This is a genomic window from Planktothrix rubescens CCAP 1459/22 (assembly GCA_904830895.1).
GTDB classification, from domain to species: domain Bacteria; phylum Cyanobacteriota; class Cyanobacteriia; order Cyanobacteriales; family Microcoleaceae; genus Planktothrix; species Planktothrix agardhii.
The window spans coordinates 74723-93983 of the sequence record LR882960.1 but is presented as its reverse complement, the minus strand read 5'-3'; the positions used below and the strand labels follow the sequence as shown (position 1 = coordinate 93983).

30 protein-coding genes are annotated in these 19261 nt (G+C 37.4%); 8 read left to right on the top strand and 22 right to left on the bottom strand.

All coding sequences use genetic code 11. The features are described from left to right. Positions 1-327: 327 nt before the first annotated feature. Positions 328-885 carry an HU family DNA-binding protein gene (locus NMG86_RS25595; protein WP_499103752.1) on the top strand — a complete coding sequence of 186 codons (558 nt, stop codon included), beginning with the start codon at positions 328-330 and terminating at the stop codon, positions 883-885. A gap of 115 nt (positions 886-1000) precedes the next feature. On the opposite strand, the gene NMG86_RS25590 is transcribed toward NMG86_RS25595, so the two are convergent. The 10 genes from NMG86_RS25590 to NMG86_RS25545 form a co-directional block, all read right to left on the bottom strand. Continuing rightward, positions 1001-1510 (bottom strand): hypothetical protein, encoded by a 510-nt coding sequence (locus NMG86_RS25590; protein WP_026796183.1) that lies wholly within the window; start codon positions 1508-1510, stop codon positions 1001-1003. 131 nt (positions 1511-1641) lie between these two features. Beyond that, positions 1642-2040, bottom strand: a complete 399-nt coding sequence (locus NMG86_RS25585; RefSeq protein WP_254171933.1) for a DUF1257 domain-containing protein — start codon at positions 2038-2040, stop codon at positions 1642-1644. 91 nt (positions 2041-2131) lie between these two features. After that, on the bottom strand, positions 2132-2335 hold the full coding sequence (locus NMG86_RS25580) for a DUF2997 domain-containing protein (RefSeq protein WP_026798804.1): 204 nt from the start codon (positions 2333-2335) through the stop codon (positions 2132-2134). An 87-nt stretch (positions 2336-2422) separates the two neighbouring features. Beyond that, positions 2423-2644 (bottom strand): DUF6876 family protein, encoded by a 222-nt coding sequence (locus tag NMG86_RS25575; protein WP_052338788.1) that lies wholly within the window; start codon positions 2642-2644, stop codon positions 2423-2425. Between the two features lie 16 nt (positions 2645-2660). Continuing rightward, the gene (locus NMG86_RS25570) at positions 2661-2837 is read right to left on the bottom strand and encodes an ASCH domain-containing protein (protein ID WP_081694532.1); all 177 of its coding nucleotides are present in this window, start codon (positions 2835-2837) and stop codon (positions 2661-2663) included. Between the two features lie 44 nt (positions 2838-2881). Further along, positions 2882-3265 carry a DUF7694 domain-containing protein gene (locus NMG86_RS25565; RefSeq protein ID WP_040957816.1) on the bottom strand — a complete coding sequence of 128 codons (384 nt, stop codon included), beginning with the start codon at positions 3263-3265 and terminating at the stop codon, positions 2882-2884. A gap of 4 nt (positions 3266-3269) precedes the next feature. Continuing rightward, complete coding sequence (locus NMG86_RS25560; protein WP_026798314.1) at positions 3270-3464, bottom strand: hypothetical protein; 195 nt, start codon at positions 3462-3464, stop codon at positions 3270-3272. Between the two features lie 28 nt (positions 3465-3492). After that, positions 3493-5019 carry a Ycf46 family AAA ATPase gene (locus tag NMG86_RS25555; protein ID WP_043939575.1) on the bottom strand — a complete coding sequence of 509 codons (1527 nt, stop codon included), beginning with the start codon at positions 5017-5019 and terminating at the stop codon, positions 3493-3495. 102 nt (positions 5020-5121) lie between these two features. After that, positions 5122-6252, bottom strand: a complete 1131-nt coding sequence (locus tag NMG86_RS25550) for a hypothetical protein (RefSeq protein ID WP_499103750.1) — start codon at positions 6250-6252, stop codon at positions 5122-5124. Between the two features lie 77 nt (positions 6253-6329). Then, positions 6330-6653: a helix-turn-helix transcriptional regulator gene (locus tag NMG86_RS25545; protein WP_026798315.1), complete on the bottom strand. Its 324-nt coding sequence runs from the start codon at positions 6651-6653 to the stop codon at positions 6330-6332. Positions 6654-7073: 420 nt separating this feature from the next. On the opposite strand from NMG86_RS25545, the gene NMG86_RS25540 reads away from it, so the two are divergent. Together NMG86_RS25540 and NMG86_RS25535 are read left to right on the top strand one after the other, a co-directional pair. Further along, a complete protein-coding gene (locus NMG86_RS25540) occupies positions 7074-7649 on the top strand; it encodes a KilA-N domain-containing protein (RefSeq protein ID WP_052338789.1) in 576 nt (191 codons plus the stop codon). A gap of 58 nt (positions 7650-7707) precedes the next feature. Beyond that, positions 7708-8805, top strand: a complete 1098-nt coding sequence (locus NMG86_RS25535; RefSeq protein ID WP_499103749.1) for a MarR family transcriptional regulator — start codon at positions 7708-7710, stop codon at positions 8803-8805. A gap of 122 nt (positions 8806-8927) precedes the next feature. On the opposite strand, the gene NMG86_RS25530 is transcribed toward NMG86_RS25535, so the two are convergent. After that, the gene (locus NMG86_RS25530) at positions 8928-9119 is read right to left on the bottom strand and encodes a hypothetical protein (RefSeq protein ID WP_141295111.1); all 192 of its coding nucleotides are present in this window, start codon (positions 9117-9119) and stop codon (positions 8928-8930) included. A gap of 139 nt (positions 9120-9258) precedes the next feature. Here NMG86_RS25530 and NMG86_RS25525 point away from each other — a divergent pair, with 139 nt between their 5' ends. From NMG86_RS25525 to NMG86_RS25505, 5 genes are all read left to right on the top strand, one after another. Next, positions 9259-10176, top strand: a complete 918-nt coding sequence (locus NMG86_RS25525) for a PAS domain-containing protein (protein WP_254034195.1) — start codon at positions 9259-9261, stop codon at positions 10174-10176. Positions 10177-10398: 222 nt separating this feature from the next. Then, the gene (locus NMG86_RS25520) at positions 10399-10707 is read left to right on the top strand and encodes a hypothetical protein (protein WP_042158571.1); all 309 of its coding nucleotides are present in this window, start codon (positions 10399-10401) and stop codon (positions 10705-10707) included. After that, positions 10704-11117 (top strand): RusA family crossover junction endodeoxyribonuclease, encoded by a 414-nt coding sequence (locus NMG86_RS25515; RefSeq protein ID WP_042158573.1) that lies wholly within the window; start codon positions 10704-10706, stop codon positions 11115-11117. Before NMG86_RS25520 ends, NMG86_RS25515 begins: the two co-directional genes overlap by 4 nt. A gap of 238 nt (positions 11118-11355) precedes the next feature. Further along, positions 11356-11913 carry a hypothetical protein gene (locus NMG86_RS25510; RefSeq protein WP_026798278.1) on the top strand — a complete coding sequence of 186 codons (558 nt, stop codon included), beginning with the start codon at positions 11356-11358 and terminating at the stop codon, positions 11911-11913. A 31-nt stretch (positions 11914-11944) separates the two neighbouring features. Beyond that, positions 11945-12391 carry a thermonuclease family protein gene (locus NMG86_RS25505; protein WP_026798279.1) on the top strand — a complete coding sequence of 149 codons (447 nt, stop codon included), beginning with the start codon at positions 11945-11947 and terminating at the stop codon, positions 12389-12391. Positions 12392-12484: 93 nt separating this feature from the next. Here the strand turns inward: NMG86_RS25505 and NMG86_RS25500 are convergent, their stop codons facing one another. The 11 genes from NMG86_RS25500 to NMG86_RS25450 all read right to left on the bottom strand — a co-directional run bounded on the left by NMG86_RS25500 (position 12485) and on the right by NMG86_RS25450 (position 19187). After that, the gene (locus NMG86_RS25500; protein ID WP_052338778.1) at positions 12485-13255 is read right to left on the bottom strand and encodes a BRO-N domain-containing protein; all 771 of its coding nucleotides are present in this window, start codon (positions 13253-13255) and stop codon (positions 12485-12487) included. A gap of 187 nt (positions 13256-13442) precedes the next feature. Then, on the bottom strand, positions 13443-14321 hold the full coding sequence (locus NMG86_RS25495) for a DUF5131 family protein (RefSeq protein ID WP_087882276.1): 879 nt from the start codon (positions 14319-14321) through the stop codon (positions 13443-13445). Between the two features lie 68 nt (positions 14322-14389). After that, the gene (locus tag NMG86_RS25490; protein ID WP_227366580.1) at positions 14390-15118 is read right to left on the bottom strand and encodes a hypothetical protein; all 729 of its coding nucleotides are present in this window, start codon (positions 15116-15118) and stop codon (positions 14390-14392) included. 140 nt (positions 15119-15258) lie between these two features. Beyond that, entirely contained in the window at positions 15259-15795 is a 537-nt protein-coding gene (locus NMG86_RS25485) for a hypothetical protein (protein WP_254034941.1), read from the bottom strand. Positions 15796-15921: 126 nt separating this feature from the next. Continuing rightward, positions 15922-16236 (bottom strand): hypothetical protein, encoded by a 315-nt coding sequence (locus NMG86_RS25480; RefSeq protein WP_087882273.1) that lies wholly within the window; start codon positions 16234-16236, stop codon positions 15922-15924. Between the two features lie 27 nt (positions 16237-16263). After that, on the bottom strand, positions 16264-16614 hold the full coding sequence (locus tag NMG86_RS25475; RefSeq protein ID WP_087882272.1) for a hypothetical protein: 351 nt from the start codon (positions 16612-16614) through the stop codon (positions 16264-16266). 72 nt (positions 16615-16686) lie between these two features. Then, the gene (locus NMG86_RS25470; protein ID WP_026798281.1) at positions 16687-17181 is read right to left on the bottom strand and encodes a hypothetical protein; all 495 of its coding nucleotides are present in this window, start codon (positions 17179-17181) and stop codon (positions 16687-16689) included. A gap of 120 nt (positions 17182-17301) precedes the next feature. After that, complete coding sequence (locus NMG86_RS25465) at positions 17302-17844, bottom strand: hypothetical protein (protein WP_026798282.1); 543 nt, start codon at positions 17842-17844, stop codon at positions 17302-17304. A gap of 105 nt (positions 17845-17949) precedes the next feature. Beyond that, complete coding sequence (locus NMG86_RS25460; protein ID WP_087882289.1) at positions 17950-18240, bottom strand: hypothetical protein; 291 nt, start codon at positions 18238-18240, stop codon at positions 17950-17952. A 95-nt stretch (positions 18241-18335) separates the two neighbouring features. Next, entirely contained in the window at positions 18336-18713 is a 378-nt protein-coding gene (locus tag NMG86_RS25455; RefSeq protein WP_499103748.1) for a hypothetical protein, read from the bottom strand. Between the two features lie 69 nt (positions 18714-18782). Continuing rightward, entirely contained in the window at positions 18783-19187 is a 405-nt protein-coding gene (locus NMG86_RS25450) for a hypothetical protein (protein ID WP_235758805.1), read from the bottom strand. Between the last annotated feature and the right edge of the window lie 74 nt (positions 19188-19261).

Sequence of the window (19261 nt, the reverse complement as noted above, 5' to 3'; positions counted from 1 at the left end):
ACTGATTTACTTACTTACTGCATTAATTAAGTATTTTATTACAGTTTGCAGGATTCAGTCAGATTCTGATTCAGTAAAATCTACTTGCAATACAGAGATAAAACAGCAAGTAAACACTGCATTAAGTAAATACTGCATTACTGTATTAAGTAAATAAACTTCAATTAGGATGATCAGAAAACCAAGTTACCAAACTAATGAACTGTCAATATAGACAGGAGAGTACGAGTTAATTGATTTTGTTGATTACTTCAAGTTGGTGAAAGTTAAGTAGTTGACCATTTTAGTAAATACAATTACAATCGAATTAATATTATCAACAATAAAATGCTAGACACAACCTACATCGAAAAACTAACAGGATACAGTGGTTCGACTGTTGAATCAGTCCTTGAAGGTTTTATCAAATTTGTTCAATTAGAATTACGGGCGGGTAATGAAGTCGAAATCTCCAAATTTGGGGTATTTTACCCGAAGGAGTTTGGGGAACGGAAATCTCGTAATCCCCGCACCGGAGAAGAACTCCTTGCTAAACCTCGGACTAAACCTAGACTTCGTTTCTTTGATAGTTTTGAAAAATCTATTCAGGATTCTGATTCTACCCCGGCGCCCCCAACTACCCCAACTACCTTAACTGCCCCGGCTCCCCTGACTATTCCCCCAACTATTCCCCCGACTCTAACCGCTCCGGCATCTGTACCCCCGCCAGTACCAGCAGCAGTATCAAATAGGATTTGGCACATTGTTAAAGATGGGGTTGCTATCCCAATTTCTGAATCGGAATTAAAATGGCAAATCACCCCCGATACCCTAGTTTGGACTGAGGGACAAGACGGTTGGAAATCTGCTTCTGAAGTCCCCAAATTAAAATACTTATTTTCCTGAATCCCCGAAATTAAGTCCCCGAAATTAAGTCCATAAAAAAAGACTAGGATGGGCTGATCCATAGTCTTTTTTTAATGCCAAAACTTTAGAGAGGGAGAACTTTAGAGAGGGAGAATTAAGTTTGAGTTAACAAGGCTTGTGCATAAATTGTTTCACCATCACTACTTAGTCCCGTAATGAATAATCCGGTATAGGGGTCAGGGGAATTTCCCGTATCTTCAACGTACAAAACTCTAGGAGTATCTAACAATTTAAAGAGCGAGTACAGTTGGATGTAATATTCCGAGGATTCTGCCGTGACTTCTAAAGTTTCAATTCCGGCTCCTCCGATTACCGCAGTTGCTCCGGCTTGAAATTCAGTTAGGGCTTGCTGAACTAATGGGGAAAATGTTTCTTTCAAACCCATCACTCGAACAGTCCGCTCCGGGGGTTTATACCCTTCTACTCCAACAGCTTTTTTCCGGGCTGCGGCATCTAAACTTAGAACTTTTTTATCATCTAACGGGGTCTTTGAGCGCTTAATTGCTAACGGACTATCCGATTCTGATTCTCCCCAAAAGTTAAAATCTGAAACTGCATCTTTTAGTGTCGAAACTGCTAACTTAGCCGTAATTTGTGAAACCATTTTAATTCAAAATAACAACTGTGTTTCTATCATACTACAATATTTTATTTTTGACAATAATAAATCACAATAAAAAAAAGCCCTCAGAATCCTGAAGACTTTTAATTCTACTTTCCTTAATATTATTGGTTTTAGCTCCATTTACCAGCAACAATCTTAATAGTCCCATCAGTTTCAACTTGGGATTCAATTTCAAATCCTTGAGCTAGTAGTTGATAAATTGTGTTTTCCCTTGCATACATTGGTAATAAAGCCTCCATAAATTTAGTTTTCCCCCAAGCATCGTTATCGGAAATAAATTCATATTCTCCTTGAGAATTGAGCTTGAATCCTAAATTATAGTTATGCCTTGGTCGTCGAATAACAAAGTCTGCTATTGTGCTATTGCCATAATAATCCTTGATAATGCTATTGGTTTCGAGAGTTGCTCCGGTTAGAATATCAAGTTGGGATTGTAGTAATTTATGGAGAACTCGTTCAAGGATAACATGGCTTTTGATTGAGGTTTTGATAGTTGTTAGATGTGACATAATTTACTCCTGAGTTAATGATTTTGGTTTAGATAGAATTGATGTTTGAGAAGCAACATCGTAATTAGAAAAAGAGTTGGAATCAACAAAACTAAAATCCTTGCCATAAATTATCCTCTTGTTCTTGATTAATTAGGTTTTGTTCTTGATATTCAGGTAAAAGTTGTTGAGATTTGACTTCTCCAAGTTCTAAATCCTTAGTAAGTTCAGTACAACTACTGCCAGAACCATTGAGAACTTTTTCAGTGATTGTGCCATCGGGATTGATAGTGAATTCAACTTTGTAATATTGCATTGCTTTCTCCTAATTAAATACTGAGAATTGTTAGGTAGTAATCCCTTAATTAATTACTTGATTTGATTAAGGGATTAGTTTGTTCAATTAACGTTCACTTGGGAGCAAAAGAACCCCACTTTCAAAGTAAAGTTTAATTTCGTCAATGGGGAAATCAGTAAATAGAAATTCTTGACTAACTGCTGGTTTCTTCCCTTTGACTGGTGTATCTTCCCAGCAAGTTAAAACCGCCATACTTTCAGCTTCAGGCTTAATGAATTTGTGAGAATCACCAACAATTAAAAGCCAAAGTTGAAAATCACGAAGCATTGGATTCAATCGAAGTTTATGCTGATAGGAACCGATAGCATTCAATATAATCTTCTAAGGGACTCAACGGTTCTTTCCCTACATGAATTGCTAGTTTTCCTCTATAATTCCGTTGCCAACTACGGGTTTCAAATTGTTTCTTTCCTTTGACTAAGAGACTAGCCCAAGGTTGATGTATTGTTAATGCTTGCATTTGTTTTCTCCTAAAAATAACTAAAATCATCAAGCGGTAGCTAATTAAATCGTTCCCTCTATGCGAAAATCAGGGATTGAAGTTTCATCTAAACATTGCCAAAGATGCAAACAGAATGGATGATCATTTACCCACTGTGAACGAGGGGGAATTACTTGAATTGCTGTCGATTCTTTACCAAGGAAAATCTCTTTGACCTGAACAAATTCCGACCAAGAAGGGAGCTTGTCTTTTCGAGAGATACTTAAATGAATCCAGTTTTTGTTATCTTCGTAACGACAGCAACTTATTATGACTGCTAGACCATTTCGACTCCGATAAACGCCATAAGGTTGTTGTTCAATTTCAGATAATCTAATAGTTCTCCAATTCTGAGGTAAATTTTTTGGTGGTTTCCAGTTAGCTGTTTGGGGTTTAACTACTTGCATAGTTTTAGTTAGTGAGTTCATCAAATATTTGTTGAATATTATTGAATGAATCAACAATATTTTCTTCTAAAGTTTCTAAGGTTTGATCATTTTCTATCATCCAATTTAGATGATTTTCCAATTCCTGAATTAGAGAAATTAGTTCTTTAGTTGCTGTTTTTCTTGAATAAAATGCTTTGGCTTTAATTGATTTGTTCATTAAATGAAATCCTCTTGATAATCAACTTCTAAAAGCGGTAGCAAATAGATAGAGAAGCAGATTTCGCCCCACTCCGACTGGCCCAATCTTTTAAGGCTTCAATCTGATGACTGGCAATTTTAGCTAAAGGAATACAATCTGCAATTGAATCTAAAATATCCTCAGTTGTAAATTCTCGGTTTTGACTAAATCCAAATTGCATCGCATCATAAATTACTTGCTCAATTTCAGCACCGGAAAAATCTTTAGAACCCGACGCTAATAATTCAAAGTTGAATTGATTGGATTCTTGATTAGGGCTCTCCTGAGCGGAGTCGAAGGGTCTTAAACGGTTTAAGTGGACTTTAAAGATTTGTTCCCGTTCTGATTGAGTCGGTAAACTTAACCAGAATAATTCATCAAATCTGCCTTTTCTAATAAATTCAGCAGGCAAAAGTTCAACATTGTTGGCAGTAGCCACTACAAATACCGGAGCGGTCTTTTCGGCTAACCATCTTAATAAGGTTGCAAATACCCGCTTACTTGTGCCTGAATCCCCATCTGATTGATTATTTGAGAATGATTTATCAATTTCATCCATGAAAAGCACCACGGGCGCGATAGCTTCTGCTAATTTAATTACCTGTCTGACCCGCGACTCACTTTCCCCAACAATCCCACCAAATAACCTTCCAACGTCTAATCTCAATAACGGTAATTTCCATTCGGCAGCTATGGTTTTTGCCGATAAACTTTTACCTGTGCCTTGAATACCTGCAAGTAGCACACCTTTGGGACTTGGTAAGCCATATTCACGAGCGGCATCAGTGAAGCTATGCGATCGCAATTTAACCCAAGCCTTCAAATTCTCCAAACCCCCAACAGAATCTAACCCAGTCTGTACAGGGATAAATTCTAGGATTCCCGTCTCTCTGATGGTTTGGCGTTTTTCCTCGATGATTACCCCAATGGCACTCTCATCAACTTTTCCAGACCGGGCTAGGCATTTAGCTAATACACGGGCTATGCGGCACCGAGTTAATCCTGTCAGGGCTTTAAGAAGTTGCTCCCGTCCATCGGGCGATACCTTTAATTTCAAACCTACCAATTTATTAACTAACTCTGAGATTTCCCCGATGCTAGGCAAACTAAAATCCACAATTGTTGTTTCTTCGCGGAGTTCTGTAGGTAAACGTAATTGGTCAGAAAGGATAACCAAACAACGACGGTCACGACTCATTTCCCGTGCTAGATTCTTGATTTCCCGAACTAACGGTAACTGGCCAGGATTTATTTGATTATTAGAACCCGGTGCTATTAAACAACCTAAATCTTTAAGTACAAATATTGTGGGTTGGTCTTTAGGAGATTTAGCTATTCGAGTTAAAGCCCCCATTGGTTGACCTTTATCAGCATTATTATCATTCCAACCCCGTGCAAAATCCCAGAAGTAAATTTGAGACTTTCTTGACTTAGCTACATTCAAAAGTTCTTCTTCTGCTGGTTCTTCTTCGGCAGACACCACATAAATTAAAGGGAATCTCGCCGCCAACATTAATTCTAATTCTCCCATCATTCTGTTATTCCTGTTATTCCTGTTATTCCAATAACAAATTCTGTTATCCCTGTTATTTGTTATCCCCATAACAAACTTTCTGCTATGGGAATAACGTTATGGTTATTTAGCAAGTTTTTTGTTGGTCTTAGAAGTGATGGAAGTAACGGAGGCAGGAATAGGGGGAATAATGGTTTGTTTGAGTTGAGTTCTCAAGTTATTGATTTCCGCATCCTGTTCAACTAACTGGAGTTCAGCTTTATTGAGGGCGGCTATCTTTTCCTCAAGTTCAAATTTAAGTTCTTCAACTTGTTCAGATTCTAGGGAATCAACTTCTAGGGCAACCGTAGTCCTGAGCTTGTCTTGGGATTGTAAATTAATAATTGTCTCATTGGCTTCTTTGAGTTGAGTTTGAATGGTTGAGAGTTGAGATTCAAGAACTTCCTTCTCCCCAATTTGAGATTGTAAGGATTGGGTTTGACTATGAAGCGAGGAAATTTCTCGTTCCCGTGCTTCTAATTGACCATTGAGTCGAGAAATTTCACCACTACGTTCACGTTCTTTGGTTTCAAGGTCAGAAACTTCAAGTAAACGTTTCTCAGCTTCAGAAAGTTTAACCGTTAAATCATTCCGTTCTTGATACAGCCCATCTAATTGTTGCCGGAAATTATCACTATCGGCAAGTTGTTGTTTATTCAGGTTCATATAGGCTTCTTTCAATTCATTCCGTTGCCGCTCATACTCAGACTTATAAAAGTCTAATTCAAGTTTGAGTTGAGGAAATTCCTTGAGTTGAGATGTTAAAAGGTCGTTCTCACCAGCTAATTGTTTGAGTCTTTCGCCACTAATCGAAGTATCAGCTTTTTGAAAAGCCAGTCGATAAGATGCGATCGCCATTTGACGAGAAACTGTTAGATATTCTTCAGGGATATCAGTTTCTTCAAGCAATCCATCATCAGAAGATTCAAGGATTGCCGAAACGAAATCCTTATCATTCTTACCTTGTTTAAGACTTGAAAGGTTCTCAGCCCGCCATTCCTTTAATAAAGCGCAAACTGTCTCGGCACTTCCTCCAATCCCATAAATATGCTTGAGTCCTGCATGAACTGACCGCACGACAATCCCTACACGATTCTTTTGTAGAACCGCACAGGTTGTTTCGACCATTGAACTCGTTACTTCCCGATAATTGGTTTTCTCAATCTCAAATCCAGTTAAATCCAGGCTCGTGAATGTTGTTGGTAATTTTCCCATCGTCTGCACCTACTTTTTCTATTCTAATATAACATATTTATATAAAAATGTAAATATGTTATATTAGAAAGAAATTATTAAGAAGGGTCGAGTCGGTCGGCTAAAGCCCGAAGTACATAAGCAATCTGTTCGTGTGAAAGTCCGGCAATTTGTTGAGTCAGACGTTCCAATGGGTCGCGTCGTTTCGCACCACTGAGGTAAGAAAGGAATTCATCAAGACTTTCCCCTCGTAACTGGGCAATCTGTTCTAGGCTTTCTCGTTTCGGGTCAACTTTACATTTTTCCCATCCAATCACTGTGGGTCTGGAAACTCCAATAATTTTTGCGAATTCTTCATGATTACGATCAGCCCGTAAAGCTTTCACTGCTATTGCAAATCTTTCTCTATTCTCTAAATCCATAGAATCACCCTTGTAACTTTATCAAAACTTTACTGGACATAAATACGCAATTATATTATATTAAATGTGTAATTACGTATTTTATACAATGAACAGTAAATCCAACAGGCAGAGTGAGAAAGAGCATAACTTTATCTAATTGGATTAATTCAGAAGATTTATCTAAGTGTTTGTGTGGAGATAAATACTCAATTCCAGGCTTAGATAGTTCCCTTTGTAAATCCTGTGGCTGGGTTTTTCACCGCCATGAATTAATCCGTCAATACTGCGAATATGACCACCTTGAAAGCGGTAAACCTCTCAAATTAAACCCAGATGAATTGACTGAATCTCAAGCCAAAACAATTTTGTTGAAGTTTACCAAATTCAAGTCCAAATCTACCAAATCAATTAACAATTAACAATTAACAAAAGGAAATTATGACCTCAACTTTAGTTTTTCATTCAGCCAACGATTTACCCATCGGGCAACGGCGGGGGGACGGATATCTCAATGCCACTGCTCTCTGTAAGGCGGCGGGGAAAAAGTGGAGTCACTACTTTGAAAACGACGCGACCAAGGAATATCTTGCGGCCCTCTCCGAGAATCTAGGGATAGAGATTATCGCCCGAAATCCAGTGGTCGGAATTCCGGCAACTGAATTAATACAAGTGTTTCAGGGTGCGGACAAGCCAGTTCAGGGAACTTGGGTACATCCTCAAGTCGCAGTCCATCTGGCCATGTGGTTAAGTCCAGAGTTTGCAGTTCAGGTTACTCAATGGGTCGTTCTTTGGATGTCGGGAACCGCTTCTCAACCTCAATCTCAACCCTCAGAACCCGCTCGACTCAAGAATTGGACACCGCCGGAGTTATACCCACAAATGACTCAAGCCGAATTTGAAGCCATCCCAGTTGATGAGCAATGGCTTTACCTGGAATCCCCACAGGAACGACGACAACGCCAACGACAAGAACTACGGGAAATAGGGTATTGGACATCTCGAAAACACGGGTAGGAAACGCTGAAACCCATTACAGATAAGAAGTTCAAGTTTATTTATTGAGGATAAAACAATGACAGAATCAACAGAATCAAAAGTAAAGATTGAGGGGAAATTCTACCCATTGCAACACCAAGAATGGGTAAAAGCTTGCAGGGAATTAACCTCCGGCGCCCGCGATACCCTGTATTACATCAGAACTACTGACCCGTACAGCAATGGAATTGAGTTAACGGCGGCTGCCATCGCTAAGGAACTGGGAGTAAACCGGAGCACAATTAGCCGAGCGATGAAAGAGCTTGATAGCAAAGGCTTTATAGAAATGGAGATTATCTCAGCCAAAGTTGCGGTAACGGGAAAGGGACTTTTAGATGTGTACCAAATGCAACAGTGTTGCACCAGTGCAACGGCCAGTGCAGAAATGCAACAGCCAGTGCAAAAATGCAACGGCCAGTGCAAAAATGCAACAGCTAGTGCAAAAATGCAACAACCGACCCCTGAAACCCTTACACAGAGAGGGTCAGATTCTCTTAAGACTCTTAAGACTTATAAAGAATTTTTTAATACTCTCTCAGAACCGGAGCGAGAGAGATTTTTGAATTTTGTCAATAAAAAGATTGAGGGATTTACCAAGCCCATCGCTTCTATTCCTGATTGGTTAGCTTCCACCGATTCCACTGGCAGTCCCCGATTTGAGGACTACTATTCTCAATTCCTGAAATCCCCCCATGAAGTCCGCAATCGTGAACTCCAAGAAGCCGAGGCTCTCCGAGTTCAATTAGCTAAAGAAAAAATCTATTGGGAAGCTCACCCGCAGTTTGAGGAATGGGTACAGGAAATTGCGATCGCCAAATCTCAAACCCCATTTATAGAAGATGTCCGTAAACTATTCCTGGCCATAGACCCCCAGAGTTTCGACCGTTCGGATTTCTGGGAATGGATAATTTTGAGTCGCCACCATATTCCCGCCGCACCCGCACAAGAAAGTGCTTTAACGCAAACCTATCAAGCGACATCTGAACCCTTGGGGGCGCACACAGAGGAATCAAGGCATTCATTTAAGGAGATGACCGGATTCCTTCTGAAGTCTGCCAGCAAATCCATGAGTGGGAAGTTCAGTCTTGGGCTGAAACCTCTCATCAGAAGTGGCTCCAAACTAAAGAAAGAATAGACCAATTAAGCCAAGGTTCTAATCGAAATGATAACGACGAACGAGAGATTAAAATTCGCAAAGAAAATGCTCAAGCCGAATTAGATTTAGCAGTAAAAAATAACGTTTAATCTTAATCTTTATTAATCAGAATTATTACGAATAGGAGACGGTGCTAATAATCCTGCTAAAGCTCCAATAGCATTTCCCCCAAGGGCAATCAAACTCTCTGGGATTGGTTTCTCAATTATTGATAAATAGATTCCCCCAGATAGTGAAATTATGGCAATTAGACAAAGTGTACAAACAACAATTCGATAAGAATAATGCTGCATTAAATCTTAACCTAATTCTATTTTGCAACAACTATAGCATAAAATATTGACATTATAATATAAATCTGTTAGCATAATTGATATAGAGTTAGCAATCATTTTTTTAGATAAAACAGTAGGTAGAAAGTAAATAATAACCATGAAAAAAAATATACCAGAATCCGAAACTCGATGCTTTGAGCTTGGCGAAGGGTGGGAAACTGAATATGATTTAATCTCAATTTTTTTATCTACTTGTCCCGGTTTAGCTAGTTATATTTCTTATGATTTGACTTATATTTTGGTCAATGAACAAATGGCTGGATATTTTGATAAAACCATAGAGGATTTTTGCAATCAACCCCTGGGCTGGCTAAACAATGGCAATAATCTAAGAGAGGTAATGCAGGAGTTTATAAATTCTGATTTTGAATCAGGAAATTGGGAAATTGAGTGTAGGAATCCTAAAAAATTCTTCTTAATATCAGCTAGAAAATACGACGAAGGAATAGCAATCTTTGGAATTGATATCACCGAGTCGAAACAACTCCAAGAATCCCTGAGAATCTCAGAAGAACGCAACCTGGCTTTAATTAAAGCTATTCCTGAAGTTTTGCAACATTCGGAAATTAGGAGAAACAACAATGGGTTAGAAAAACTAATAGAAAAGTTAGTAAATGAACCTTTATTCTCAGGAACAGGAATCAAAGGTCTTGATCAATCTCAAATTGAGAAACTCGTTTGGCTTGAGGTAGAAATTAGAGAAGCTGCAATTCGACTCAAAGAGGTTGAAAAAAATCTCTATATTTCCGACAATGCTCTTCTCCCCAGAATCAGAGAATTAGAATCCGACCAACGAAGAAATCAGAAAGAATGGGAAGATTTAGAATCAGATTTATCAGGATTAAGAACCTTTGGCAAAATCATAACCGGAACACCAGGCGGAATCAGAAGTTGGATTTTACTTATAAGTTTCCTGATAATTTCTTCAACTTTTCTTATTGATTTAGCAATCAAATTATATGGGAATGATTTTATTAAAAATAATGTTGAGAAAACTATTGAAGAAATTCGTTAAGTACCAAGCCTATCCTTGTTAAAAACAACTAATTAATACTAATATCAACGACAAAACATGACCATTTAGAGCTAATTTATCCCGAAGTCAGTTAGTTTTTCGGTGTCATCGTTTGAATTTGAGCAAGACCTGTGAATTTGTCTAAAATTTTACCAAAAGAAGTCCCCTACAATGATTGACTTGTGTTGAGAATTGCAATAAAATAATATTAGGAGGATAGCCATGAATTTCCCAGATATTCGATTACTTGACCAGGAGGATTTAGTCTATATTGCAGCATTAATTTTGCATATAAAAAAGAATCCAAACTCTAAATCTAGTCGGTTTTCAAAGAACCTAATCTTAATAACTATTGGTGCAGTTTCAATAGATTGTTTTGAAGACAGTGGGAAACTAACTTTTAGTTCTGGTTATGATGGTTTAGTTGAGGATTTTATCGAGAATTTTATGGAACTATATCCTCATTATTTTAGCAATAATAATCCAGTCTTTTCTTTGGTAGTTTGTTCGATTATTGATTTAGGATTATGATAGAGAAACTAATTTTTCCATTGCCACCGAGTTTGAACAAAATAATAGCATCAGCTAGAAGTAATCCGTATAAATCAGCAGCAGATAAGAAGGCTTGGACAGAAGATTGTGAGGCAATTTGTTGGGGTAAAACTCAATTTCATAGTAAAGTTTGGTTGGAAGTCTATTGGTATCTGAAAAGACAAATTGACCCAGCAGATAATTTACCAGCAACCCTAAAACCAATTCTGGATGGGATGGTACGGGCAGAAATAATTGTTGATGATTCAATGAAGATTATTCAACCCCCGATAGTAACTTGGTTTAAGGTTCACAAGGGAGAAAGTTATGTTAAAGTTCTGGTTTCAGACGCTCCAATTTATTTAGGGGAACCTATTAAACTCCCATCAATATTAGCTTTAAGAGATTAATAATATTATGAAAATTTCAGACGACTCAAGAATAAGATTCTATCTTCTGAATGGAAATATTGTTATTGCTCAGGAGAGATTTACTATTATTAATCTCACAAATTATTATCAGCAAGAATATCTAAGGAGTTAGTTGACAGTTGACAGTGATAATTGTCAATTGTCTTATCGGGGTTGGAGAGTTGCGACCTTTCATATAAAATGAAAATAGAATCAAAATAACTTGTAACTACTTATTATGGATAATAAATTGGGTTTTGGGAAGAAGAATCAGGCGAATAAGAATCAGGAGGATAAGAATCAGGGAAGGTACTATAAGCAAATGATTCGAGGGTTACCTGCGGGTAACAAACCTGATTTGGGTCATGTGATTTTTCGTTTAGCTGGTTACTCTAAGGTGGTAATTTCAGTAGACCCTGCTATCTCCGATATTTTATCTTTAATTTTGCAACTTCTTCAAGATGACGAAGGCAGAGCTACGCTCTCAGAACCTTTGCCAATTGGTAATTTTGGGATGATAAGTGGCTCTGACTTAATCCTTCTGGTTGGCAAAAAATTGGGGACTTTTGAGATAACAGATAACCTGCTTCGTCGGTTTGCTTTTGATAAATGCTTTACCTTTCTTGCTCAGGTAGCTGTTAATAAAAGGTTTGTCAAGGGCGGTCAATGGGTGATACCAATTAAGGTAATTGATTGTTATTCTGGGGTACAAGATATATTGGATTCTATTGACGATAATCCTATTTCTCACGTCTTTTTTTCAGATGATTCGATTAAGAGTTATCTGAAAAAATAATGCGATATTTTCTAAAAATATTGAGGTTTTTATGGTACTGGTTCCCGTGAGAGTTCATTCAATTGTTGATGGTGATACGATAAGAATAATCCATAGGAAAGGGGTAATTAATTCAAGGTGTCGTTGGATTGATTGCCCAGAGATGCCTAGTAAATGGGGACAAGAAGCTAAGAAGTTTCTTGAGGATTTGATAGATTCTAATAAAGAATTGTTTTTTATTGAAGATTATGGTGCAGATAAATATGGGAGATTATTAGCTGATTGGTTTATTGGTTCAAGAGAGTTGAATATTCAGGTAGAATTATTGAGACAAGGATTAGCTTATGATTTGCTTCCGGTAGTTAGATATAATCTCCCCAAACGAGGGATTCTACTTTGTCAGGATATCTTGATGGCACAATATGAGGCGTATCAAGGAAATCTTGGGATTTGGGGCGACCCTGAGTTTATTCTGCCTGGGGTTAGGAGATTGTTTTAAACTCCCTATAACAGAATAACAGAATAACAGAATAACAGAATTTGTTATCGCAATAACAGAATAACAAAATCTGTTATTTATTATTCTAAAAGGTCAACATAAAAGGTCAACAACGGAAGGATACCACTTGAGGTGTTGTCGAATTGCATCCTTTGGCCCTTTTTGGGCACTCAATAATAATTTAGAAAATTCCATCCCTGACCCTAGTGGAAGCCAAGCGGGTTCCTTTCCATCGGGGTTTGGGTGTTGTAATCCTTTTTCAGCTAAGAGCTTGTTAACCTTAATTCCTGAGTGTTTTTGTCCGGTTTTTTCTTCAAGAATTAATCCGATTTCTGTGGGAGTTAAAAGCTGTTCCGTTACCTCAACGGCTAGATTTTTCTTAGCATCCTCCATTGCTAGGGCTAGGGCAGGATAGGTTTTGGCGATGTTGTTGGCAATAATTCCAGATATTAATTTGGGGTCAACATTAGTCGGTTTGAAAACGGCAACCAAAGCATCGCTAATTAGTTGGGGTGATGGTAACTCAACTGGTTTGGAATTGTAGCTACCTGTTTGACGGATGGACGGGAGAACCTCACCAGTTACCCATCGCTTGAATACCTTGGCTTGTTTTTTCCGAGAACCTAAAATTAATGAGTACAACCCAGACTCGTTAACACAAAGCATTTCCTGTTCACCACCGGAGGTATATATTGAACATATACCCTTTTCATCTTCATCAAGCCGTCCCATAGCTTGAGATGGGTTAACGATTTCAAGGGCATTACAAATATCAGTGGCTACCCACCAAAATTGATTATTCTCAAAAGTGACGCGAATTTCTGTGGAATTGAAGTTGAAGTTGAAGCTTGATAAATTATTCATGGTGAATCTCGCTGTTTTAGTGTTGACAATCCCTGAGTTTTTCTGTACTGTGACGGATGTTTTTCTTGATTAATTAATTATATCAATTAATATCAGGAAATGGGTATTAATTGATAGGTTTTAGAGAAGTTTAGTTAAAGATTTTTAAAAGCCTTAACCTTCAATTAGAAAGTTAAGACTTAATTAATTAATTAGGAAATTGTTGGATTCTCAAATCTTCTGGAAACTCATTGATATCGCTTCCTTTACGGTCTTTAAGTTTGAGTTTGCTACCATTAACGATATGACCCTGCAACGCATTACTTCCCAATTGCTTAACAAAGACGGGGACTTTAGCACTCTGACATTGACTAGCAATATCACGGAGCCAGTCAACGTGACAGGGACGAGCGCCCGCTCCCGACTCTCCTCCGGCTATCACCCAACTGGGATAATCATTAGTAGAATAACTGCCGATTCCTGGCCATGATTCAATCCAATCCTCGGCAACCTCTGACCAATCGAATGGTAAGAATTTCGACAAGTTTATGGGTTCTAATAAAGGTTCACAACTCAGAAATCGTACCTTGGCAGGAATTTGCATAAGCAGAGGGATTCGTTTATCGGCTATTGCTTGATTCTCACAACTAACACCGAGCCAAATATTGTCCGGCATTGTCCATTGCAACTCAACAGAATGATCACTATTTCGGGCTATATACCAATCAAAAAATTCAATCATTCGTTCTGGTCGTTTGGTCAGAATTTGGAATGTATGTTGAGGACAATTTTCAATCATATAAAATATTTCTTCAACCCAATCAAATAGAACATTTTCATGAAAAATATCAGCCATTGAACAAATAAATATCTTCTTAGACTTTTTCCATTCATAAGGCTTTATCAGTTGTGATTCTACAAATTCAACTGTTCCATTCCACTTCGCCACTTTCTGATATTGTGGGAATTGTTGGAGCCTTGCCGTTTTCGCCGCCGTTTCTGCGTAACATTTTTCGCATCCCGCACTAATTCGGGAGCATCCGACAATCGGGTTAATTGTCTCATCTGTCCAGGCGATAGTTGTCATTGATTTTTCCTAAATGTTTTGGTTAATGTTGGTAAAAAAAAGCCGAGGATTTCTCCCCGACTCTATAATTAGGCTTTAGCTGATTTCAGTTGTTTAGAGTTAGTTGCATTCAATTGAGCAACTGGAGCTTGATTGAGTTCGGTTTCCGCAATTGAAGCAAAACATTTCGCTTGATTTTCAACCAATCGTTGATCATTACAGACATCCATTGATTGAATATCTTTTGATGCTTTCAACGCAGCTAATTCAAGTTCGCCATTGGGTTCCCGATAGCTACTGGCAATGTGGAAATAATTACCAAACTTTCCTTCCGTTTTGGTCATCTCGAACCGGAAAATCAAGTTATTGTAGCTTTCCCGAATCTTCTCCAAACTATATTTGTTGAAGTTATCTTTCATCCCTTCAGAAGCCCAACTATTAAGCGCATTCTTAACAAATTGTTCCGTTAAAGTAGTGAATTTATCTTTACTTTGACGGTGCATCAAAAAGGTTGAAAGTTCAGAAGCCTTTGCATGGAATTGATCTTTCATTTCGCCACCAACCGGAATCCCCCAAATTTCCAGAAATTCCTCATTAAGATAATTTGGTTCAAAGGTAAGAATTTTCGTTGAAATATGACAAACCGCCATCTCAACAAATTTTCCTTTGGTTAATCCGGCTTTTTCGGCTTCAGAACAGGTCATATTATTGGTGTTTCCTCCAACAAATTGACCCCATTCTTTTGAGCAATTACCACGATAACGACTCGGAGAACTGGGAATCAGAAATCCGTATCCGTCGATTTGGATAATATTCATGGTTTGTTCTAGTTTTGTAAGTGGTTTTAGTTTCAGTTTGATTGATTTTTTACTTAGGAAATCAACCAAAAACCCTAGGCGGTAGCTAGATTATCTTGTTGGAAAAACTCAGTAGTCTTCCCAACATTATAACCTAATATTTATCGTTTAAAGCTAATATTTAATCCAGGTTCTTTGTAAGCTAATTCCTGAATTAATTGCTGATATTCTGCTTTCAAACTTTCAATCCGTTTGGAACTCAAGAGCTTTTCTTTACGAACTTCAAGCCCTTTAATTTGATTCTCAAGTTCCTCAATCTCAGAATCTAATTTGTTGAGTTTCTCGCCATTGCGTTTAAGGATAATAATTTCCTCAGACCGAATCAACTCCTCTAATTTTGCCAACTCCGGTGAATCTTTTGAACTCACATATTTTTGACGAAAACAAATAACAACTTTTGCAATGCTATCCTGATAAATAACATTATTCTTGTTGTTATTCATGTTATCTTGATGGATAGCAAGGGCTTCGACGATTGCATCGGGTTCAATTTCAGAGAGTTGTTCAGAAAGAAACTTAATCACTTGTTTGTGTTCAACAAACTTTCGGATAGATTGATTAGGATCAGTAGAGAGTTCAAGGTCTAATTCAGAATCAACTTCTAATTCAGAAAGAAATTGAGATTTGTTAGGAATCATTGGTTTAATTTAGTTGAGGTTTACTGATAGAAAAATACCAAGATTCCATTGACAAACTAATAGAATCCTGGTATTATTAGTGAATTGGTTTACTTATCTTGTACTCTGATAGTTTTGAGTTTGTTGTTAGGAAAGGGCAGCAAACTCAATATCTTTTTCAGAATCTTCAGATTGTTCAATACCTTCAGAATCTTGAGAATAATCATCAAGGAAGGATTCAATAGAAGATTTAAAGGCTTTAGATTCAAACTGTCGAATCCACCAATCGGGTTCATTATTGATGCTGTCTTCAATCTTGGAGAGCCATTTAGAAAGAGCTTGTTTAACGAGATGTTGGGGAATGCGATCGCACTCGAAAACCCCATCAAGTTGCAGTCGTTCGATAACAACATCAACATCAATATCGAGATTGAGTTTAGTTTGTGTTTGTTTAGTTTCCATGTTTACCTTTAATTGAAATCAAGAAGATTAAGCGGTAGCCAGTTGGCAAGTAGAACTTAAAACAATTAGAGTTCCAGTTGGAGAAAGTAAATAACTATCGGGTTTAAAGACTTCTCGAACATCGGTAATTCGCAGGTGATTGAGTTCAAGAGCTCCATAACTATAAGATTGCCAAAATCGCTCATTGTAGAGGTATTGACAGAGATAAAAGCCATAGTTTGGGTCAATGTTTTTAGGGGCTAACATTCCAAAACAACCTTTCTTATATTCACGAATTGGTTTCCCCAACATTTCCCGATTATGTTTGGCAATTAACCAGAAATCTGCACCGTGAAAAGCACTATAAATTGTCCATTGAGTTGAATGACGTTGATACATTTTGGATTGTCCAAATGAATGACCAACGCCATCAAGCGGTAGCCCTGTCCTGAGCGGAGTCGAAGGGTAGTTTCAATCAAATAAATTCAATTGTTTTAAGGGTTCTTCAATCTCAATTAATTCGGTTTTAGGATTGAAAATAATAACTGGAAGTTTAGCTTTTCGTGCCATTGAAATTGTTAGATAAGTTCCCCCAGTTGTTCGACCGTCCCAGACGGCTAAACCCAAACTAGAATTATTAACAAGATATTGATCACGAGCCTGCATCACCCCGTCAGAGTATTCTGGGTAAAGGATTTTTACTTCGGTTGCAGTAGCTAAGAGTTTTTCCCGTTGTTTGCGATACAAACTATGACCGTATCTTTGTTCAGGACAAGGAAAAATTGCTTTCCAATTTAATCCTCGTTGGCTCCAAATTTGTGCAGCCTTGTTGTCAGTTCCAATAGCCATTCCAGATAGAAAACAATTAAATCCTCGTTCAATAGCGAGGTCAGTTAATTGATTAATTCCGAGTTCAGCTTTAGGTTGAATAAGGCAACGATGTCCGGTAATAAACGCAGTTTTCATTATTAATTAGATAATCAAGAGCAATAAATTGAAGCGGTAGCAATAAAAAACCCTAACTAACTAGATTAAATCTAATTAATTAGGGTTTTGTTAAAGTTAAGTTAGTCCCTTCGACTCCGCTCAGGACAGGGGTTTGTAGCCTTTCGCTTCATTTAATTTCCAGAAGACAATACTAAATCTTTCTGCACTTCTAATCTCTGTAACTGCATGGAGAACCTTACAATTAAATTCAGTAATATCCCCATTCTGAAGAAGATAATCAGTTTGTTCGGGTTCACCATAAGTAAAGATTGCTTCGCCTAAATTAATACTAATTGCTTTAGGATTTGAGTATGTATGATCTCGATGTAGGTTGATTCGGCCATCACTAACTTTGTCATTAGTTACAGGGCCATGATAAGTTAATAAACCAATATCACAGCCAGGATAAACCCGTTGTGAAAAATCAAGTAATCGCTGATCAGAATAGCCTTTACTGAGGGTTCCATCTCTGAAATCAACTTCATGGAAAAGCCATAACCGATATCGACCCTTCGCATAGTTACTAGGGTCTGCAACTAATTGAGATTTCAGACTTTGACAATAAGCTCGCAATGCTTCTGGATTCTGAACAGTAGTTAGCTTTCGGAGTTCAGTAGAGAATTTTAATTTAGTTTTGTTCATGTTTGTTACCAATAAATTTCAATTACTCTTACGTTAGTTCTTTTATTTCTTAAAAAAAAGTCCTCAACTAACTAGATTGGGTATCTAATTAATTAAGGATTTAATTTAAAACTCATCGTATCTTGAATTAGATTCAATTTCAAATTCAAGGGAACTCTCCTGAGCGGAGTCGAAGGGTTCGATAAGACTTGAATATCTTGAAATCAGTTTGCATTTTTCTCGAAATTCTATAACTTCTTTAGTTTCTTCAATATCTTCAGTTTCTTCAATATCTTCAGTTTCTTCAATATCTTCAATATCATCGTCCCAAAGATAATCATAAGGAGATGGGGAATTATCAGGACAGAAACAGGGTTTTCCGCCACATTCAAGCCATTGACCATTGAGTTCATTCATGGTAATATTTATGTTAGAAAAAACGATAAAACACCTATCTTTGGCGGTAGCTACCAAGCACTAAGCTATCGCCAAATTACTTTTAATTAAGTGAATTAGTTAATAAAAACAACTCGGCAACGTTTACCAAGTTGTTTGATATTTCGTTGAGTTCCTGGGCTTTTACCATCCCAAATAGCTAAACCAAAATCAGCAGAACTCATCATTAATTTGTCTCGAAGGCTATAATTTCCTTGAACTTTAACGGTTCCCCAATTACCAACATTATTTCTCAGGGTACTAAAGGCAAACCAAACTTGAACATTGTCATAATTTAATGAATCAAGATAAGTTTGAACAAGGGTATCAACACCAGGAGCATCACCAATTAGAATCTCATAATTAAGACTAATAATCTTATTGATTCTAGTTAGGGCTTCTGTATTTAATGTTTCGATTGAACGTGAACCGGAAATAGCCACAGTGATTTTCATTGATTTAAAGTTAAGTGAATTAGAAAAACCCCTAACTAGATTGAATCTAATTAATTAAGGGTTTATTGATTAGGATTTAACGAGATTCAACTTAAAACCTAATTGCTTCAACAGTTCATAAAAGGCTTCGGGTTGCATTTTGTCATCGGATTCAATACCTCCTAATGGGGCTAGTTCTTCGATTCGGTGAACAAAACTAACTGCCCGGATAACGATTTCTGAGTATGGTCTTTGCTCCTCATCCTTAATCAATAAAGCTATCTGCTTGTGATTCATTGCCATACTTCTCAAACACTTAAATTCTCGTGTTTGCTGGTTGCGACTGTTCTGGATTTGTTGCCAGAGATTCTCCCGAAAACTTTGGGGAGTATAGCCAAAAGTCTGAAATTCTTTGCCTAAATCAACTAAATGTTTTCGGCTTTTACCAGGGAAAACTATTTTGATGTTTAGAATTGGAAATTGAAAGTTAGTCATTGCTTGTTACCAAAAACTTCATCAATTCTTGCGTTAGCATCTCACCACTAACTTTGAGGATAAAAAAAAGCCTT